Source organism: Cellulosimicrobium sp. SL-1 (assembly GCF_011033075.1).
Classification (GTDB): domain Bacteria; phylum Actinomycetota; class Actinomycetes; order Actinomycetales; family Cellulomonadaceae; genus Cellulosimicrobium; species Cellulosimicrobium funkei.
This window is the reverse complement of the sequence record NZ_JAACJC010000009.1, coordinates 155,815-173,471: the sequence shown is the minus strand read 5'-3', so window position 1 is coordinate 173,471 and position 17,657 is coordinate 155,815. Positions and strand designations below refer to the sequence as shown.

12 protein-coding genes are annotated in these 17,657 nt (G+C 75.8%); 4 read left to right on the top strand and 8 right to left on the bottom strand.

The window, feature by feature from the left end; genetic code table 11:
* Positions 1-95: 95 nt before the first annotated feature.
* Together GWJ10_RS15080 and GWJ10_RS15075 are read right to left on the bottom strand one after the other, a co-directional pair.
* On the bottom strand, positions 96-1,430 hold the full coding sequence (locus GWJ10_RS15080) for an ABC transporter substrate-binding protein (RefSeq protein ID WP_043653372.1): 1,335 nt from the start codon (positions 1,428-1,430) through the stop codon (positions 96-98).
* 292 nt (positions 1,431-1,722) lie between these two features.
* Positions 1,723-2,223, bottom strand: a complete 501-nt coding sequence (locus GWJ10_RS15075; protein WP_021481970.1) for a DUF2505 domain-containing protein — start codon at positions 2,221-2,223, stop codon at positions 1,723-1,725.
* A 134-nt stretch (positions 2,224-2,357) separates the two neighbouring features.
* Here GWJ10_RS15075 and GWJ10_RS15070 point away from each other — a divergent pair, with 134 nt between their 5' ends.
* Positions 2,358-3,839, top strand: a complete 1,482-nt coding sequence (locus GWJ10_RS15070) for a PAS domain-containing sensor histidine kinase (protein ID WP_043653374.1) — start codon at positions 2,358-2,360, stop codon at positions 3,837-3,839.
* Between the two features lie 146 nt (positions 3,840-3,985).
* On the opposite strand, the gene GWJ10_RS15065 is transcribed toward GWJ10_RS15070, so the two are convergent.
* Complete coding sequence (locus GWJ10_RS15065) at positions 3,986-4,234, bottom strand: WhiB family transcriptional regulator (RefSeq protein WP_021481972.1); 249 nt, start codon at positions 4,232-4,234, stop codon at positions 3,986-3,988.
* A 240-nt stretch (positions 4,235-4,474) separates the two neighbouring features.
* On the opposite strand from GWJ10_RS15065, the gene GWJ10_RS15060 reads away from it, so the two are divergent.
* Positions 4,475-4,936, top strand: coding sequence for a hypothetical protein (locus GWJ10_RS15060; protein ID WP_241005838.1), 462 nt, complete (start codon positions 4,475-4,477; stop codon positions 4,934-4,936).
* A gap of 22 nt (positions 4,937-4,958) precedes the next feature.
* Here GWJ10_RS15060 and GWJ10_RS15055 read toward each other — a convergent pair whose 3' ends face one another.
* The 5 genes from GWJ10_RS15055 to GWJ10_RS15035 form a co-directional block, all read right to left on the bottom strand.
* On the bottom strand, positions 4,959-9,431 hold the full coding sequence (locus GWJ10_RS15055) for an FtsK/SpoIIIE domain-containing protein (protein WP_163188316.1): 4,473 nt from the start codon (positions 9,429-9,431) through the stop codon (positions 4,959-4,961).
* Positions 9,432-9,543: 112 nt separating this feature from the next.
* Entirely contained in the window at positions 9,544-12,078 is a 2,535-nt protein-coding gene (locus GWJ10_RS15050) for an FtsX-like permease family protein (RefSeq protein ID WP_241005837.1), read from the bottom strand.
* Positions 12,079-12,101: 23 nt separating this feature from the next.
* On the bottom strand, positions 12,102-12,923 hold the full coding sequence (locus GWJ10_RS15045) for an ABC transporter ATP-binding protein (protein ID WP_021482458.1): 822 nt from the start codon (positions 12,921-12,923) through the stop codon (positions 12,102-12,104).
* Positions 12,924-13,141: 218 nt separating this feature from the next.
* Positions 13,142-13,876, bottom strand: a complete 735-nt coding sequence (locus GWJ10_RS15040; protein ID WP_051028602.1) for a response regulator transcription factor — start codon at positions 13,874-13,876, stop codon at positions 13,142-13,144.
* Positions 13,877-13,918: 42 nt separating this feature from the next.
* Positions 13,919-15,490, bottom strand: a complete 1,572-nt coding sequence (locus GWJ10_RS15035) for a histidine kinase (RefSeq protein WP_163188312.1) — start codon at positions 15,488-15,490, stop codon at positions 13,919-13,921.
* A gap of 104 nt (positions 15,491-15,594) precedes the next feature.
* Here GWJ10_RS15035 and GWJ10_RS15030 point away from each other — a divergent pair, with 104 nt between their 5' ends.
* A complete protein-coding gene (locus GWJ10_RS15030) occupies positions 15,595-16,278 on the top strand; it encodes a response regulator transcription factor (RefSeq protein ID WP_031316534.1) in 684 nt (227 codons plus the stop codon).
* A gap of 43 nt (positions 16,279-16,321) precedes the next feature.
* The gene (locus GWJ10_RS15025; protein WP_086150836.1) at positions 16,322-17,653 is read left to right on the top strand and encodes an ATP-binding protein; all 1,332 of its coding nucleotides are present in this window, start codon (positions 16,322-16,324) and stop codon (positions 17,651-17,653) included.
* The last annotated feature ends 4 nt before the right edge of the window (positions 17,654-17,657 follow it).

Below are 17,657 nucleotides of genomic sequence, written 5' to 3'. Positions count from 1 at the left end.
GTGGCGCTGGGTGGCTGCGGGTGCGGGGCGTCGTCCGCGGGCGGACGCGCGCGGGGCCGGGGGCGGCAGGTCGTGCCGCCCCCGGCCCCGTCAGGTCACAGGCCCAGGTCCTGGAAGGACTGGAGCGTCTTCTGCCACGAGGAGGCGGCGTCGTCCGTCTTCTCGACGTCCACGCGCTTGATGCCGTCCTGGACGGTCGTGTGGATCGAGAAGTAGTTCGCGCCCTTGAACGGCGCGCTGTCGATCGCGAGCGCACGGTTGACGAAGATCGTGCCGACCGGGGCGTCGTTGAAGAAGTCGTTCGTGAAGGACTGCACGGCGTCGGACTCCTGCGCCTCGAGCTGCGACGGGAACGTGCCCGCGTTCTCGAAGGCCGTCGTCTGCTGCGCCGGGTCGGTCAGCCACGCGGCGAGCTCCTTGGCCGCCTCGGCGTTCGGGCCGGAGGCCGGCACCGTGAGGAACGAGCCGCCCCAGTTGAGGCCGCCGCCGGGGAAGACGTCCGCGACGTTCCAGCCGGTGACGCCGCCCGAGCGCTCCTCGACCGGGCCGGTCATCCACGCGGGGCAGATCATCGTCGCGAAGCCGTCGTTCTGGAACGCGGCGTCCCAGTCGCCCGACCACTGCTCGAGGCCGGCGGAGAGCTCGTTCGTCGTCGACTGCTCGAGCACCGTGTCGTAGATGTCGATGATCGGCTGGTTGGACGCGAGGTCCTTCGGCGTGCCGTCGGACTCCTCGTAGGCGTTGTCGATCTGGTTGACCATCGCCTGCGAGATGGACATCGCGGAGTCGTACCAGGCCGCGTCGCTCGCGGCGACGAAGGTCTTGCCCGCGGCGAAGTAGTCGTCCCACGTGGCGTCCTCGCCACCGAGGAGCTCCGCCACGCCGGCCGGGTCGCTCGGGAGGCCCGCGGCCTCGAAGAGGTCCTGGCGGTAGCAGATCGCGCTCGGGCCGATGTCGGTGCCGTAGCCGATGAGCTTGCCGTCGGTCGTCGTCGCCTGCTGGACCTTCCAGTCCACCCAGCGGCCGTCGAGCGACGAGTCGGTGAGGTCCGTGAAGAGGTCGGGGTACTGCATGAGCTCCGGGAGCCAGTCGACCTCGATGGCCTCGATGTCCGCGAGACCCTCGCCGCCGGCGGCGAGCTTCGTGGTGAGGTTGGTCCGCGCGTCCTCGGACTTGGCGGCCTTCGTCTGCTTGACGGTGACGTTCGGGTGCTCCGCGGTGTACGCGGCGAGGAGCTCGTCCGTGTAGCCGAAGTCGTTGAACGTCGCGACGGTGAGCGTGATCTTGTCTCCGTCGCCGGAGCCCGTCGCGTCGTCGTCCGAGCCGGAGCCGCTCGAGCACGCGGTCAGGGTGAGGGTGATGGCCGCGAGGCCTGCGACGGCGGTGATCGCCTTGCGGGGCCGGCGGGTCGTACGGGTGCTGCTCAGCACGGTGACTCCCTTGTCGGTGGGGCGGGGTCGTGGCAGCGCTCCCACCACCAATGTGGTAGCGCTTCCACACAACGGCCTGATCGTGCGTTCCCGCCCGAACCCGTGTCAAGCCTGAGTCGGGTCCGCACGGGTGTGGTCGCGCTCCCACCGGGGTATCGCCGCAGGTCAGGGCGTTACGACGACCGACCAGTTGGTCGGGTTCCGTGGAAATCGTTACCGGTTCGAGACCGGTCGCCGGGCCGGCGTCGCCGGGTCGCCGATCAGGTCCGGCCGGGCGCCGCTCGGTCGGTGGTCAGCGCGACAGCCACGCGAGACCGGCGGACTCCTCGGCGGCGAGCGCCGTCCGCACGGCCTCCGCCGCGGCCTGCTCGATCGCCCCGCCGAAGAGCGGCACGTTGGCCTTGACCTCGCCGTCGTAGCGCTCGACCGTGCCGTCCCCCTCCGGGGAGAGCGTCACGGTGCCCGTGAGCCGCACCGGTGCGCCCGTGATCTCGAGCGACACCGTGCCCGACCGCTCGCCGTCGCGCTCCGGCTCCCAGGCCTCCGCCTGCCGGATCTCGAGACGACCCCCGACGAACGAGCGGACGTGCGCCGGGATCTGGTCCGTGGGCAGCGTCCGCCGCACCGTGACGGTGAACCCCTCGTCCGGCCCGCCGGTGACGTCCACCTGCTCGACGTGGGCGCCCTCGCCGCCCGAGCGGGCGGCGCGCCAGCGGACGAACTCCTCGTCCGCGAGCATCGCCCCGACGGCGTGGACGGGGGCGGGGTAGCGGAGCTCGACGCTCAGGTGCACGGGACCTCCTCGGGCCCTGCGCCGGCCCGTGACGGGCCGGCCGACGGGACGGCTGACGGTTCGGGCGACCGCGCACGCGGGCGCTGAGGGGACTCTACCGGTCGCGCCCCTCTACGCTGGGGTCCGTGTCTGCCATGAGTGACCTCATCTCCCGCCACGCCGACCTCAGCCCGGCGGACAACGAGTGGTTGCACCTGCTCGTGGGCGACTGGCAGGTGATCTCCGACCTCGCGTTCGCCGACCTCGTGCTGTGGCTGCCCACGAGCGACGGCAACTTCGTCGCCGTCTCCCAGTGCCGGCCGTCGACGGGCGCCACCGTCCACTACGACGACATCGTCGGGTCGTTCGCCCCGGAGGGCCAGCGCCCGCAGCTCGAGCGCGCGCTCACCGAGGTGCGGTCGCAGCGCTCGCGCGAGCCGCGCTGGTTCGGCGCGTACGCCGTGCGCGAGGAGGCCATCCCGGTGCTGCACTCCGGGAAGGCGATCGCCGTCGTCGCGCGGCAGACCAACCTCGGGAGCGGGCGCACGCCCAGCCGCCTCGAGCTCAACTACGTCGAGGCCGCGGACGACCTCATCGCGATGATCTCGCGCGGGGAGTTCCCCTTCCCGAACGCCGCGACCGGGCCGCGTCGCGGCGCGCCGCGCGTCGGCGACGGCCTCATCCGGCTGAACTCCGAGGGCGAGGTCCTCTACGCGAGCCCCAACGCGCTGAGCTGCTTCCACCGCCTGGGGGTCATCGGTCCGCTCGTCGGGCGGTCGCTCGCCGAGGTGACGGCCGACCTCATCGAGCACCAGACCCCGGTGGACGAGTCGCTCCCGCTCGTCGTCATGGGCCGCGCGCCCTGGCGCACCGAGATCGAGGCGCAGCGCGTCGCGCTGTCGCTGCGCGCGCTCCCGCTCACCGAGTCCGGGCAGCGCATCGGCGCCGTCCTGCTGTGCCGCGACGTGTCGGAGCTGCGCCGCCGGGAGCGCGAGCTCATCACCAAGGACGCGACGATCCGCGAGATCCACCACCGCGTGAAGAACAACCTCCAGACCGTCGCGGCGCTCCTGCGGCTCCAGGCCCGGCGCATGGACGTCCCCGAGGCGCGCGCCGCGCTGGAGGAGGCGATGCGCCGCGTCGCGACGATCGCGCTCGTGCACGAGAGCCTGTCGCAGACGCTCGACGAGGAGGTGGAGTTCGACGACATGGTCGGTCGCGCGCTGCGCCTCGCGGCCGACGTCGCCTCCGCCGACACGAGCGTGCGCACCGTCCGCACGGGGAGCTTCGGGCTCGTGCCCGCGGAGGACGCGACCCCCCTCGCGCTCATCCTCACCGAGCTCGTCACGAACGCCGTCGAGCACGGCCTCGCGAAGCAGGAGACCGGCACGGTCGAGGTCGCGGTCGAGCGCGAGGGCTCGGCCCTGCGGATCGTCGTGGCGGACGACGGGGTCGGCATGCCCGACGGCGACGTCGCCCGGGCGGGCAAGGCCGCCAAGAGCGGCCTGGGGTCGCAGATCGTGCAGACCCTCGTGACGAACGAGCTCGGCGGCACCATCGAGTGGTCGCCGCGGCCCGGCGGGGGCACCCAGGTCGTGCTCGCGCTCGTGCTGCGCGACGGCAACCGCCAGGGCTGACCGGCCGGCACGACGGCGGCCGCCGCGCGGAGGCGCGCACGGCACGGGTCGTGGAGCGGAGGCACCGCACGACGACGGGCCGCCACCCCGGAGGGTGACGGCCCGTCGTGCCGCTCGACGCCCGGAGGCGGAGCAGCGTGTCGTGTTCAGCCGGCGCGGCGTGCGCGCGCGGTGCGGCGCTTGAGGGCGCGGCGCTCGTCCTCGGAGAGACCGCCCCAGACGCCGGCGTCCTGGCCGGACTCGATGGCCCACTTGAGGCACGTGTCGACGACGTCGCAGCGGCGGCAGACGGCCTTCGCCTCCTCGATCTGGAGGAGAGCAGGGCCGGTGTTCCCGATGGGGAAGAACAGCTCGGGGTCTTCGTCGAGGCAGGCTGCGCGGTGGCGCCAGTCCATGTTCGTCGTCTCCTTCGGGCAGAGGGGAGCCTGGTCGCGAGGTGATGACTCGTCGCTGGGCGACCCGGCAGGGGGCTGCCCGGGCCAAGGGCTCGAGGCGGGGGGTGATTGATGCTTGAACCAGGTTCACACCTCGTGAAGCACAGCACAAGGGGTTACGAGAAAGTTTCCGTCGCATGAATCGTGAGGCCTTCGTCACACGGGTGTGAAGCCGCAGGTCGGCGCGTACGCTGGGTGATCGTGCCCTCCCGCGAGCCCTCCGGAACCCCGCCCGAGCCCCGCCCGACGCCCCCGGGACCGTCGTCCGACGGGGGGTCGCGGCCGCCCGCGCTGACGGCGCTCGTCGCCGGGGTCGGCATCGAGATCGCCGCGCTCGCGGTGGGCGCCGTGCTGATCCTCGTCGAGCTCCTCCGCGGTGGTTCGCAGTCGTTCGGGGTGAGCGTCTTCCTCGTCGTCTTCGCCCTGGGCGTGGGGGCCGTGCTCGCCGCGAGCGTGCGCGGGCTGCTGCGCGGGCAGCGCTGGGCGCGGTCGCCCGTCGCGACCTGGCAGATCCTCCAGGGGGTCGTCGCGGTGAGCTCGCTCCAGGTGGGCGTGACCTCGTGGGTCGTCGTGGCGCTCGTGCTCGCCGTCGTGGTGCTCGTCCTCCTCATGCTGCGTCCCGTCGTCGAGGCGACCACGCGCGACGTCCGCCCGGCCGCCTGACTCCCGGGTCCTGACTCGGCTGTCACGGTCGGGCGACCTGGAGCGGCGCCAGCCGCGCGCCCTGGACCAGCACCCCGCGACCCGGTCGGGGCCGGCCGGGTTCGGCGAGCCACTCCAGCCCGTGCCCGAACACCTCGGCGCTCCCGCGTTCGCGCGGCGCGAGGACGATCCCGCTGCGCGCCCCGCGCAGGTCCGCGAGCGGACCGCGCAAGGCTGAGGCCGCGGCACCCGTGGTCGCCGACGCGAGCAGCACGAGCCCGTCACGGCACAGCGCCGCGAGCCGGTCGGCCTCCAGCACGCAGAGCTGGGTCAGCACGTCCAGGTCGTCGACCACCACGACCCGCGGCGCCGTCGCCCTGCTCGGGAACGTCTCAGCGCCCTGACCTGCTTCCAGCGTGTCGAGGAGGCGCGCGACGTCTGCCGGCGTGTACCGCCGCACGACGATCGCCCCGTTCCCGTTCCCGTTCTCTTTCTCGTTGCCGTTGCTGTGGCTCTTGCCGCTCGCTCTCCCGACGGCCGTCCTGCTCGAGCTCCTGGTCCGGTTGGTGGTGCGCGTCGTGCGTCCGTGGGCGGCCATCACGGCGCCCGCCAGCGCGTCGTCGCGGGTCACGACCGCGCGGAGCCGGCCGGTGGCGGCCGCGTGCCGGGCGAGCAGCGCGAGCGTGCTCGTGCGGCCGCTCCCGGGCGGCCCGACGACGAGCGCGCCGCGCCCGACGTCCATCCACAGCGTCCGCCCGTCGTCGCCGCCCCGGCCGACCGCGACCTCTGCGACGGCTCGGCTGTCCGGCTCCGCCACGACGGCGGCGGAGCTCGGGTCGCCCCCGCCCGGCGCGTGCCCGGCTACGTCGAGATCGACGGAGTCGACGTCGTCGGGCAGCGGGTGCAGCCGGAACGCGCCCCGGCGGGGTGGTGCCGGGCGCCGTGCTCGTCCTCGCGCGACGGTCGGTGGCAGCGCGACCTGGCACACGAGCGGGTCGCCCGGCCCGAGCCACACCGCCCGGCCGGGCGGTCCGCCCTGCCCGGCGAGCGCTGCCGGCACGCCCAGCGACACGTCGTCGTGGCGGTCGCGCGAGGCCAGCACCGCTCTGACGCCGACGAGCGACGCCAGGCCGCCGACCGTCGGCCCGCTCACGCTCACGGCGACCGCCGTGGGGGAGTCGGCGAGCACGTCCGCGAGGGCGTCGGCGCCGGCCCCGCCCGCGACGCCGGCGAGCACGCCGCGCACGGCCTCGACGTCGTCCACGAGGAGGAGGGTGCGCCCTGTCGTGCGGTCGAGCCCCGCGGGTCGGGACTGACCGTCGTCGTGACCGGCCAGGAGCCGGAGAAGGCGGACGACACGGCGCGGGTCGCTCCGGTCCACGACCGTGCCGGTGCCGGGGTGCGCCGCGAGGTCCGCGAGCCCCGACCCGATCGCGTGGACCGCCCAGCCGCGGTCGAGCGCAGCCAGCCCGACGGTGCGCAGGGCCGTGGTGCGGCCCGACCGGGGCCGGCCCTGGACCGCGAGATGACCGTCGCGCGGGTCCCAGCGGACCACCGTGCGGCGCTGCAGGGCCGGCAGGTCGCCCAGCGCGATGGGCAGCGCGCGGTCGTCGGGGCACATCTCCGCGCCTTCGGTCCCTGCGGCCGTCGCGGAGCCCGCCACCTGCTCGCCGGCCGCCGTCGTGCCTGCGATGTCTTCGCTCATCTCCCGGCCGTCCGCCACGCGCTCGTCTGCCCCTCCGCCGCCTCCCTCGCCCACCCCCTCGACTCCGGCGAGGTCGTCGGGTCCGACGCAGACCGGCAGGGCGGGGAGCCACGGCGCGGGGTGGGGGCGCAGTCCCGAGCGCGCCGCGACCTCGTGCGCCGCCGCGACGAGGAGCGGCAGGTGGTCGTCCGAGGAGCCCGGCGCAGGCCCGCCCGGGCCGCGTCCAGCGCCCCACGGGTCCGCGAGCCGCACGCGCGTCTCCGGCAGGGCGAGCGGCCCGCCGGCTCGTGCGCACTGCACGGCCACCGGTGGCTCGGCACCACGGCGCAGGACCAGGCGCCCGGGCGTCGCCGCGGGGACGCGGGCCGCGTGCGGCGAGTCGACGACGTCGCGCGAGTCGGCGACGTCCACGACCCGGAGCGCGATCCGCAGCGTAACGTTCGCCCGCACGTCGGCGCTGACGGCGCCCGCGGGCCGCTGCGTCGCGAGGACCAGGTGCACGCCGAGCGACCGGCCCTGCGCGGCGACCCGCAGCAGCCCGGGCACGAGGTCGGGCAGGTCGTCGGCGAGCGCGCGGAACTCGTCCACCACGACCACGAGCCGCGCGAGCCGTCCGCGAGGGAGGGCGTCGATGCTCGCGGCCTCCGCCGCGGCGAGGATCCGCTCGCGCCGGTGCAGCTCGGCCCGGAGACCGGCCAGCGCCCGACCCGCGAGCCCCGGGTCGAGGTCGGTCACCTGGCCCACGACGTGCGGCAGCCGGACGCACGCCCCGAAGCTCGCGCCACCCTTGAAGTCGACGAGCGCGAACGACAGCTCGTCGGGAGAGCGTCCGAGCGCGAGCCCGGCGACGAAGGTCTGCAGGAGCTCGGACTTCCCGGCCCCCGTCGTGCCGGCGACGAGCACGTGCGGCCCGTCGCGGACGAGGTCGACGGCGACCGGCGCGCCCCCGGGCCCGACGCCGAGCACGGTCCGCAGGCCGTGCCCGTCCCGGCGGGCCGCGTCCTGCCAGCGCTCGGCGACCCACGTCGCGAGCCGGTCCGGTGCTCGCGGCGCGCCGAGCAGGGGACCGAGCGAGACCGCCGACGGAAGCGACCGCGCCGTGGGGTCGCCCGGGTCGGGCTCGCCCGCGCGGCCCCCGTCACCGGTGCCCAGCCGGCCGAGGTGCTCGGCCGCGGCGAGCCGCCGCGCGAGGCCGAGCGCCCACCCGGCGCTCACGCCGACGTGCTCGCGCGGCGCCCGGGCTCCGTCGGGACCCGTGACGACGGCGACGGCTCCCGAGACGTCGACGAGCGTCCGGCACCACGCCGGGACCTGCGCCCGGTCCCCGAGCACCAGCAGCACGTCCGTGCCCGCGGGTGCGCACCGCTCCCACGCCCGGGCGAGCTCGCCCGCAGGCACCGGGCCGTCGACGACGACGAGGCCGGCCGGGTCGGCGGCGGCCACGGCGTCGAGCGTCCGGACGGCGCGGGCGTGCGGCAGCCAGCGGCACCACGACCACGCGGGCGCGTCCTGCGCCGCGGGCCGCACCGTCAGTGGCGCCCCCGAGGCGAGTACCTCCACGAGCAGGGCCCGGGCCGCGGCGAGCGCGACGTCCCGGGGCCCGACGACGGCCACGCACCCGTCCGGAAGCCGGACCCGCGACGGGCTCGTCCCACCCGACGCCGCGACCGCCGTCCCGCCACCGGTCGCGCCCACGGACCCGCCCGACGTCGTGCCGACCGTCGTTCCCGGCGCCGCCCCTGACGACCCGGCGTGCGCCGAGGGAGCGCCCGCCGCCCCCGCCCCCGCTGCTCCCGCCCCCGCCAGGTCGGCGCCCGGGGCGAGCCGGGCGATCGTCGCCCAGAGCAGGACGTCGGCGGGCCGGGGGTCCAGCGGGTCCACCGGCACGGTGCCGGGGGCGGCCCCGACGTCCGGCGGGGCCCCGGGCGGTGCGGCGCGCTGCGCGACGCGGCGGCGGCGTGCCTCGACGAGCGCGGGACCGAGGACCGCGAGCGGCCCCACGAGCGCCAGCAGGGCGAGGAGCGGCTGGCGCAGCGCCACCGCGAGCCCGACCGACGCGACGGCCGGCACGAGCGCGGTCGCGAGCTGCGCCGTCCCGAGGCGGCCGGCCTCGGCGGGACGGTCCGGACCCACGGCCGGTCCCGACCGTGGACCGTGCACGAGCGCGGGCCGCGCGCGCAGGGCGTACGCGCCGTCGGGCGTCACCAGGGCGCGGCCGACGCGCCAGCGCACCGCGCGCCACGAGCCCACCCGCCGACCGGCCCGGGCCGGGCGCGTACGAAGGAGGGCAGCGTCGTCGGGCACCCGGCGCGTGCCGCGCGGAACGCGGACCCGCACCCGGGGCCCGCGCCGCGTGGTGCGCCAGCGGACGTCGAGCCGGTCGACGCGGGTGCGTCCCCGGTCGCCGTGCCCGACGGCGACGAGCCGCCCGGCGTCCGGGCCGCCCAGGACCGCGACGTGCCGGGGCGCCGCGAGCACGTCCTCGGGCACCGGCCCGTCGTCGCGACTGCGCGGGTCCGACCCCGCCCGCACGACCGTGACCGTCGCCCCGGGGAGCAGCGGGCGCGTGCCGCAGCGCTGGTCGTCGTCGACGGGGACGCCGTCCACGGCCAGCGGCGCCGTGCGCAGCTCGGGACGGCACCCGAGGTCGGCGAGTGCGGGTCGCGCGTCGCCGAGGCGCGTGCCCGCGGCGAGCAGGACGTCCGTGCCCGGGTGGACCGTCACGCGCACCCACGCCCCGCCGTCGGTCCCGGGCGCGGGCGTGCCGCCCGGCGGTGCACCGGGAGCGAGGGGCGGGGCGGGGGAGAGCACCCGGCGATCGTGCCCGACGGCGGTCCGCGCAGGCCGGGCACGACCGCGCCCCTGTGGACGGGAGTCCGTCCACAGGGGCGCGCGTCGGCCGACGGCCGGTGGGGCGTGTCGCTCAGTCCACGGCGAGCGCCGCGACGGGCGACGTCCGGGCCGCGGTGCGGCCGGGGACGACGGAGGCGACGAGCCCCGCGACGAGCGCGACCACGAGCACGAGCGCGATGTCGCGCCACGGCACGGCGAGCGACACGTCGCCCATGACGCTCAGCGCCGTGGCCGCTCCGGCCCACCCGTAGAGGACGCCCAGCACGATCCCGAGGACGGCCCCGACGCCCGCGATGAGCATGCCCTCGATCGCGAGCATCCAGCGCAGCTGGGAGCGGCTCAGGCCGATCGCCCGGAGCGTCGCGGACTCGCGTCGCCGCTCGATGACCGAGAGCGACAGCGTGTTCGCCACGCCGATGAGCGCGATGACGACCGCGACCGCGAGCAGCCCGATGATGACCCCGAGGATCGTGTCGATGACGCTCTGCATCGCCGCGCGCTCGACGGCGATCCCGGCGACCTCCACGGGCGTGTCCGACTCCACGACGGCGTCCTGGATCGCAGGGACCACCTGCGCGGCGGCGCCGGTGTCGTCGAGGCCGACCCACAGCCGGGACATGAGGCTCGTCGGGTCGACGGCACGCGCGTCGTCGACGGTGAGCAGCCCGCCGGAGCCGATCCCCCCGGTGCGGACCGTCAGGTCGAGCGTCTCGCCCGTCGGGCCCGTGAGCTCGGCGGTCTCGCCGTCCGCGAGGCCGTAGTTCTCCGCCTCGCCCTCCGAGAGCAGGAGCGTCCCGGGCCCGAAGGCCGCGAGGTCGTCCGGCGTCCGCACCACGGAGCGCGCGGCGTCGGGGTCGGCGCCGTGGAACGACGTCTCGGTGCCGTCCGGCATGGTCACCGTCGCGGCGTACAGCTCGACGACGCGGGACACGCCCTCGGTGCCGGACACGGCGCGCACGACGTCGGACGGCACGGGCTCACCGGTCGACCCGTACGCGTCCGTCGCGACCATGACGTCGACGGGGTACTGGTCGTCGAGCGCCGCGTCGAGCGAGGTGCGGGCGCTCGCTGCGCCGGTCGACATCATCGCGACGAGCGTGACGCCGATGAGCAGCGCGGTGCTCGTCGCTGTGGTGCGGCGCGGGTTGCGCAGCGTGTTCGCGGTGGCGAGGCGCGCCGTCGACCCGGTGCCCGCGAGCAGGCGGCCGACGAACGACACGACGGCGGGCAGCCAGTAGACCGCTCCGACGAGGACGCCCACGAACGACAGCGCGCCGCCGACGACCCCGGCGAGGAGCCCGATCTCGGGCTTGTCGGTGAGCCCGAGCCAGATCCCGCCCGCGAGGACGGCGACGCCGCCCAGCGTGAGCAGGGACGCGACGACGAGCCGCGCGCGGCCGCCCCCGCGCAGGATGCTCGGCGCGTCGGCCGGGCGCAGCGCCTCGAGCGGGGCGACGCGGGTCGCGGCGCGGGCGGGCGCGAGCGACGCGACGACCGTCACGAGCGTGCCGACCACGAGCGGCACGAGCACCACCACGGGCGTGACGGTGATGGTCGCGGGGACCGGGACGCCCAGGTCGGCGCCGCGCGCGACGAGGAGCGCGATCTGCGTGAGCAGGCCGCCCAGGACGATGCCGGCGAGCGACGACACGATGCCGAGGATCGTCGCCTCGGTGAGCACGGACCGGGCGAGCTGCGCCTTGTTCGCGCCGACCGCCCGCAGGAGCGCGAGGGTGCGCGTGCGCTGCGCGACGAGGACCTGGAACGTGTTCGCGATGACGAGCGCGGCGACGAGCAGCGCGACGGCGGCGAACGAGAGGATGACGTACGTGAAGACGTCCTGGTCGCCGGTCATCTTCCGCGCCTGCTCCTGCGCGTGCTCGTCCGGCGTGACGGCCTTCGCCCCGTCCGGAGAGGCGGCGACGAGCTCGGCGCGCGCGGTCTCGAGGTCCGTGCCGGGCGCGAGGGCCACCATCGCCGACGAGTAGGTGCGGGCCGGGTCGTCGGGCGTGGCCTGCGCGGCCTCCCAGGCGGCGACGTCCACGGCCGGGACGACCACGGCGCCGCCCATCTGGGCGTACGCGCCGTACGGGTCGTCGGTCGTCCCGACGACGGTCAGCTTGTCGTGGACCTCCGTGTAGTCGCCGCCGTCGGGCGCGGTCTCGTCCCACACGTTGCGCGAGCTCGTGACGGTGTCGCCGATCCCGACGCCGAGGCGCTCGGCCACGGCGGTGGGCAGCGAGACCTGGCCCGACGCGGTGGGCATCGAGCCCTCGACGACCTCGAGCGCCTCGAAGCGCGGGTCGGACGGCGCCGGGACGCCGAGCTGGAACACACGCTTCGCGCCGTGCGAGAGGTCGAGGTAGGTGAACGACGTGGCGTCGACGGCCTCGACGCCGGGCACGGAGCGCAGGGCCTCGACGTCGGGCGCCGTGAGGTCGTCCGGGGCGGACACGACGAGGTCGGCGTCCGCGTACTGCGCGGCGATCGAGTCGTTCGTGGTCTGGGTGATGACGTTGCCCGCGATGAGCGTCGCCGTGACGAAGGCCGTCCCGATGACGATCGCGACGCCGGCCGCGACGAGGCGGCCGATGCTGCGGCGCATCTGCGCCAGGGTGAGCCGGAACATCAGGCGCGCACCGCCTGCGACGCCGTCGGGGCGGGACCGTCGGTGCCGGCGTCGAGCGTGCGGAGCGCGTCGAGCCCCGCGAGCACCGACTCGGGCGTCGGGTCGGTGATGTCGCCCGCGATGCGCCCGTCGGCGATGAGCACGACGCGGTCCGCGTACGCCGCGGCCGTCGGGTCGTGCGTGACCATGATGATGGTGCGGCCGAGCTCGCGCACCGAGCGGCGCAGGAAGCTCAGCACCTCCGCGCCCGAGCGCGAGTCGAGGTTGCCCGTCGGCTCGTCGGCGAACACGACCTCCGGGCCGGCGATGAGGGCGCGCGCGATGGCGACGCGCTGCTGCTGCCCGCCGGACAGCTCGCTCGGGCGGTGGCTCAGGCGCGCCTCGAGGCCGAGCGTGCGCACGAGCGTCTCGAACCACGCACGGTCGACCTTCCCGCCCGCGAGCTCGACGGGGAGCGTGATGTTCTGCTCCGCCGTGAACATCGGCAGGAGGTTGAACGACTGGAACACGAAGCCCACGCGGTCGCGGCGCAGCTGCGTGAGCGCGTTGTCGTTGAGGCCCGTGACCTCGGTGTCCCCGATGAAGGCGTGCCCGCTCGTCGCGGTGTCGAGGCCCGCGAGCAGGTGCATGAGCGTCGACTTGCCCGAGCCCGACGGCCCCATGATGGCCGTGAAGTGTCCGCGCTCGAAGTCCACGTCGACGCCGTCGAGCGCGTGCACCGCCGCCTCGCCCGTGCCGTAGGTCTTGCGCAGCGTGCGAGCCCGCACCGCGGGCGGGCCGGCGGGGGCCGGGTCGGTGGGTCGGTACACGGTCGTGTCCACGTCGTCTCCTGGTTCGTCGTGCCGCACGCGGACCGGTGGTCGCGGGCGTGCGTCGGGATCGTGGACGACGCTACGGAGCAGGCCCGGCCCGCCGCGTCCGGCGACGGTCGGGTCATGGCCGCGGGCCGGGTCATCCTCTGGTCGTAGGAGTGCCCCGCCCAGGGTGGACACGACGACGCCCCACCGGTCGGCGACCGGTGGGGCGCGGGCGGAGCGGGTCAGGCGCCGGGGCGCACGAGCCCCGTCTCGTAGGCCGTCACGACGGCCTGCACGCGGTCGCGCGCGCCGAGCTTGGCGAGGATGCGCCCGACGTGGGTCTTGACCGTCGCCTCGGCGACGAACAGGTCGCTCGCGATCTCGGTGTTGGAGCGGCCGCGCGCCATGAGCACGAGCACCTCGCGCTCGCGCTCGGTGAGGCCCTCGACGGCCGCGTGCGCGGGCGAGTCCTGGACCTGCTCGGCGGGCAGCGCCGTCACGAGGTGCTCGAGCAGGCGCCGCGTGGACGACGGCGCGATGACCGCGTCGCCGCGGTGCACCGTCCGGATCGCGGCCAGCATCTCCTCCGGCGGTGCGTCCTTGAGCAGGAAGCCGCTCGCGCCCGAGCGGATCGCCTCGAGCACGTACTCGTCGAGGTCGAACGTCGTGAGGACGATGACCTTCGGGGCGTGCGCGCCGTCGGCCGCCGCCGCGGTGAGGCGGGCCGTCGTCTGGAGCCCGTCGAGGTGCGGCATGCGCACGTCCATGAGCACGACGTCGACCGGGTGGTCCGCGAGCAGGCGCAGCGCCTGAAGCCCGTCGCCCGCCTCGACGGCGACCGTGAGGTCGGGCTGGGAGTCGATCACCATGCGGAATCCCGCGCGCACGAGCTGCTGGTCGTCGACGAGCGCGATGCGCACGGGGGCGTGCGGCTCGGCGGCGTACGCGTCGCCGGGCACGGGGAGGGCGTCGGTCATGGTGTCCTGTCGGTCGGTCCGGTCGGAGGGCTCGCGCGCGGGTCAGGGGGGCGGCGGGGGCGGGGCGAACAGGCCCGGAGCCGGTCCCGCGGCCGTCCTGCCCGGTCCCATCCTGCCCGACGGTCCCGACCTGCCCGGCAGCGCGGGCCCCGACGGCACGGGGCCAGACGGCGCGGGGCCCGATGGCACGGGGCCCGACGGCGCGGGTCCCGACGGCGCGGAGCCGGGCGGCGCGGGCGAGCGACCGGGGACCGGCGGCACGGGCAGGCGCAGGTGCACGCGGAAGCCGCCGCCCGCGCGCGGCCCCACCTGGACGGACCCGCCGAAGAGCGCGGCCCGCTCACGCATGCCGAGCACGCCGTAGCCGCCGGAGCGGGCGTCCTGCCGGGCCTCCGCCGCGCTGGAGGCGCCCCGGCCGTCGTCCTCGACCTCGAGGTCGAGGGCCGTGGCGCCCCAGCGCACGACGACCGTGACCTCCGGATCCGGCCCCGCGTGCTTGAGGACGTTGGTGAGCGCCTCCTGGCAGACGCGGTAGACCGTGAGCCCGGCCCCGGGCGGCAGGGTGCGCGCCTCGCCCACGCGCACGAACGACACGCGCATCCCGCTGTCGCGCACCTGGGCCACGAGGCTCTCGAGGTCGGCGGCGTCGGGCTGCGGCGCACGCTCGAGCGCGGCCGGCGGCGGGTTCCCCGGGAGCTGCTGCGTGGCCGCACCGGGTCCGGACGGCGAGCCCGGGCCGGGGGCACCGCCGCGCCCCGCGGGCAGCGCCAGGGTGCCCGCGGGCCCGACGGCGGCCCCCGGCGCGGGCGGGCGCGGCGGCTCGGACCGCAGCACGCCGAGCAGACGACGCATGTCGGCCAGGGCGGTGCGTCCCGTCTCCGAGACGGTCGCGAGCGCGCGGGCCGCGGCGTCGGGGTCGTGGGCGGCGGCGTACCGGCCGCCGTCGGCCTGGGCGATGATGACGGACAGCGAGTGGGCCACGATGTCGTGCATCTCGCGGGCGATGCGCGCCCGCTCGGCGGCGGTCGCGATCTGTGCCTGCTGGTCGCGCTCGACCTCGAGGCGCTCGGCGCGGTCGACGAGCGCGGCGATCGTCTCGCGCCGGGACCGCCGCACGAGGCCGAACGCCCAGACGGCGAGGAACGTCATGCCGCCGAACGCGGACGTGAGGAACACCATGAGCGCGAGGTCTTGGAGCCGGCCCGACAGCAGCCCGAGCGCGACGCCCAGGACCACCGCGCCGACGAGCGAGGCGACGATCGCGGTGCGGTGCGCCCAGCGCGGCCCGTAGACCGTGACCGAGTAGAGCGCGACGAGCACGGCGAAGTCGGCGGGGAAGATGAGGAGGTAGCCCGCGAGCAGGTGCACGAGCGCGACCGAGTACACCGTGACCGCCGACGCGAGCGGGTGCGAGCGTCGCCAGGGGAGCGGCGCGAGGAGCAGCACGGCCCAGAACGCGGCCCAGCCGCCGCTCGTGCCGACGCCGCTCGCGCCCGACGCGGAGAACGCCGCCGACGCGGGCACGAACACCACCGCGAGGACGAGCGTGACGGTGAGGTCCACACCGAAGCGGTGCTCGTCGGACCACTGCCCGAGGCGCTCGTACCAACCCATGCGTCCAGCCTAGGCAGCGGGCGGTCGCGCGGCGTCCGACCAGGGTCGCAGAGTTCACCGGGCACGATGGGACCGAAGTCGTACTGATGCCCTAGCATGAGCGAATGACCCACGTACTGCTAGCGGAGGACGACCCGGCGATTGCCGAACCTTTGGCGCGCGCACTGACACGTGAGGGTTACAACGTCGTCGTCCAAGGAACTGGTCAAGGGGCGATCGACTCGGCCAGCGGTGCGGACATCGTGGTGCTCGATCTGGGCCTTCCGGACATGGACGGCCTCGACGTCGCACGCGAGATCCGTCACAAGGGCCTGACCACGCCCGTGCTCGTGCTCACCGCGCGCGCCGACGAGGTCGACCTCGTCGTGGGGCTCGACGCGGGCGCCGACGACTACGTCACCAAGCCGTTCCGCCTCGCGGAGCTCCTCGCCCGGGTCCGGGCGCTCCTGCGCCGCTCGCACGGCGAGCAGGTCGACGAGGAGGAGCTCGCGGCGCAGGACGTCCGCATCGACGTCTCCGCGCACCGGGCGTTCCAGGGCGAGCGCGAGCTCCACCTGACCACCAAGGAGTTCGAGCTGCTGCGCGTGCTCGTCGCGAGCGCGGGCTCGGTCGTCGTCCGCGACGCCCTGATGCGCGACGTGTGGGGCTCGGAGCCCGTCGGCTCGACGAAGACGCTCGACATGCACGTGTCGTGGCTGCGCCGCAAGCTCGGCGACGACGCCAACGCGCCGCGCTACATCTCGACCGTCCGGGGCCTCGGCTTCCGCTTCGAGACCGGCGAGAGCTGACCGTCCCCTGACGGGACGAGGGACACGGGGAGCGAGGAGCAGCGTGCGGCGTCGGATGCTGCAGGCGACGGTGGCGGCCGTGGCCGTCGCCGTGATCCTCCTCGGGTTCCCCCTCGCCTTCTACGGCGCCCGGTTCGTGCTCCAGGGCGAGGTCGACGACGTCTCCTCCCGCGTGGAGCGCCTGTCCCGGTCCATCGACGCGCGCCTCGCGGCGGGCGACGAGATCCCCGACTACGTCATCGAGGACGCGGTCCAGCCGCGCGCGAGCGACCCGCCGGCGCACGTCTACGTCGCGCTGCCCGACGGCACGGTGCTCACGGCGGGCGACGAGGTCACCGGCCGCGAGATCGAGCAGCCCCTGCACTCCGACTCGGGCGCGCTCGTGACCCTCACCGTCTCCTACTGGGACGCCTATCTCCAGGCCGCGCAGGTCGTGCTGCTCGTCGTGGCCGCGGCGATCGTCGCGTTCGCCGCGGGCATCGGGATGGCGGTGTGGCAGGCGAACCGCATCGCCGCGCCGCTCGTGTACCTCGCGGCGTCGGCGGAGCAGCTCGGCTCGGGGCAGGTACGCCCACGGCTCGAACCCTCGGGCGTCGAGGAGATCGATCTCGTCGCCGCCGAGCTCGCGCGCAGCTCCGACCGGCTCGCGGGCCGGCTCGCCGCGGAGCGCCAGTTCGCGGCCGACGCGTCGCACCAGCTCCGCACGCCCCTCACGGCCCTGAGCATGCGGCTCGAGGAGATCTCGCTCGCCTCCGACGATCCGGCGGTCCAGGAGGAGGCGCGCATCTCTCTCGAGCAGGTCGAGCGCCTCGTCGGCGTCGTCGACGACCTCCTCGCGTCGTCCCGGCGCGCGCAGGGCGGGACGACGGAGGCGGTCAGCCTGCTCGACGTCGTGCACCAGCAGGAGGAGGAGTGGGTGCCGACGTTCGCGAAGGCGGGGCGCCGCCTCGTCGTCGACGTGCCCCCCGAGTACCAGGTGCTCGCGACGCCCGGTGCGCTCGCGCAGGTCCTGGCCACGCTCATCGAGAACTCCCTCAAGCACGGCGGCGGCACGACGACCGTCCGCGCGCGCCCGTCCGGCACGAGCGGCGCCATCGTCACCGAGGTGTCCGACGAGGGCGCGGGCGTCCCCGACGACCTCGCGCCGCGCATCTTCGAGCGCGAGGTCACCTCGGGCGCGGGGACCGGTCTCGGCCTCGCGCTCGCCCGGGACCTCGCCGCGTCCGACGGCGGTCGCCTGGAACTCGCGCAGCGTCGGCCCGCGGTCTTCGCGCTCTTCCTCGCGGGGGTGCCGCGGCGCCTCGACCCGCGCGTCGTGCTGCCGACCGGGACGGCGGTCGCGGCCGGCGGCCGGCGTCGGCGCCGACGCGGCTGACACG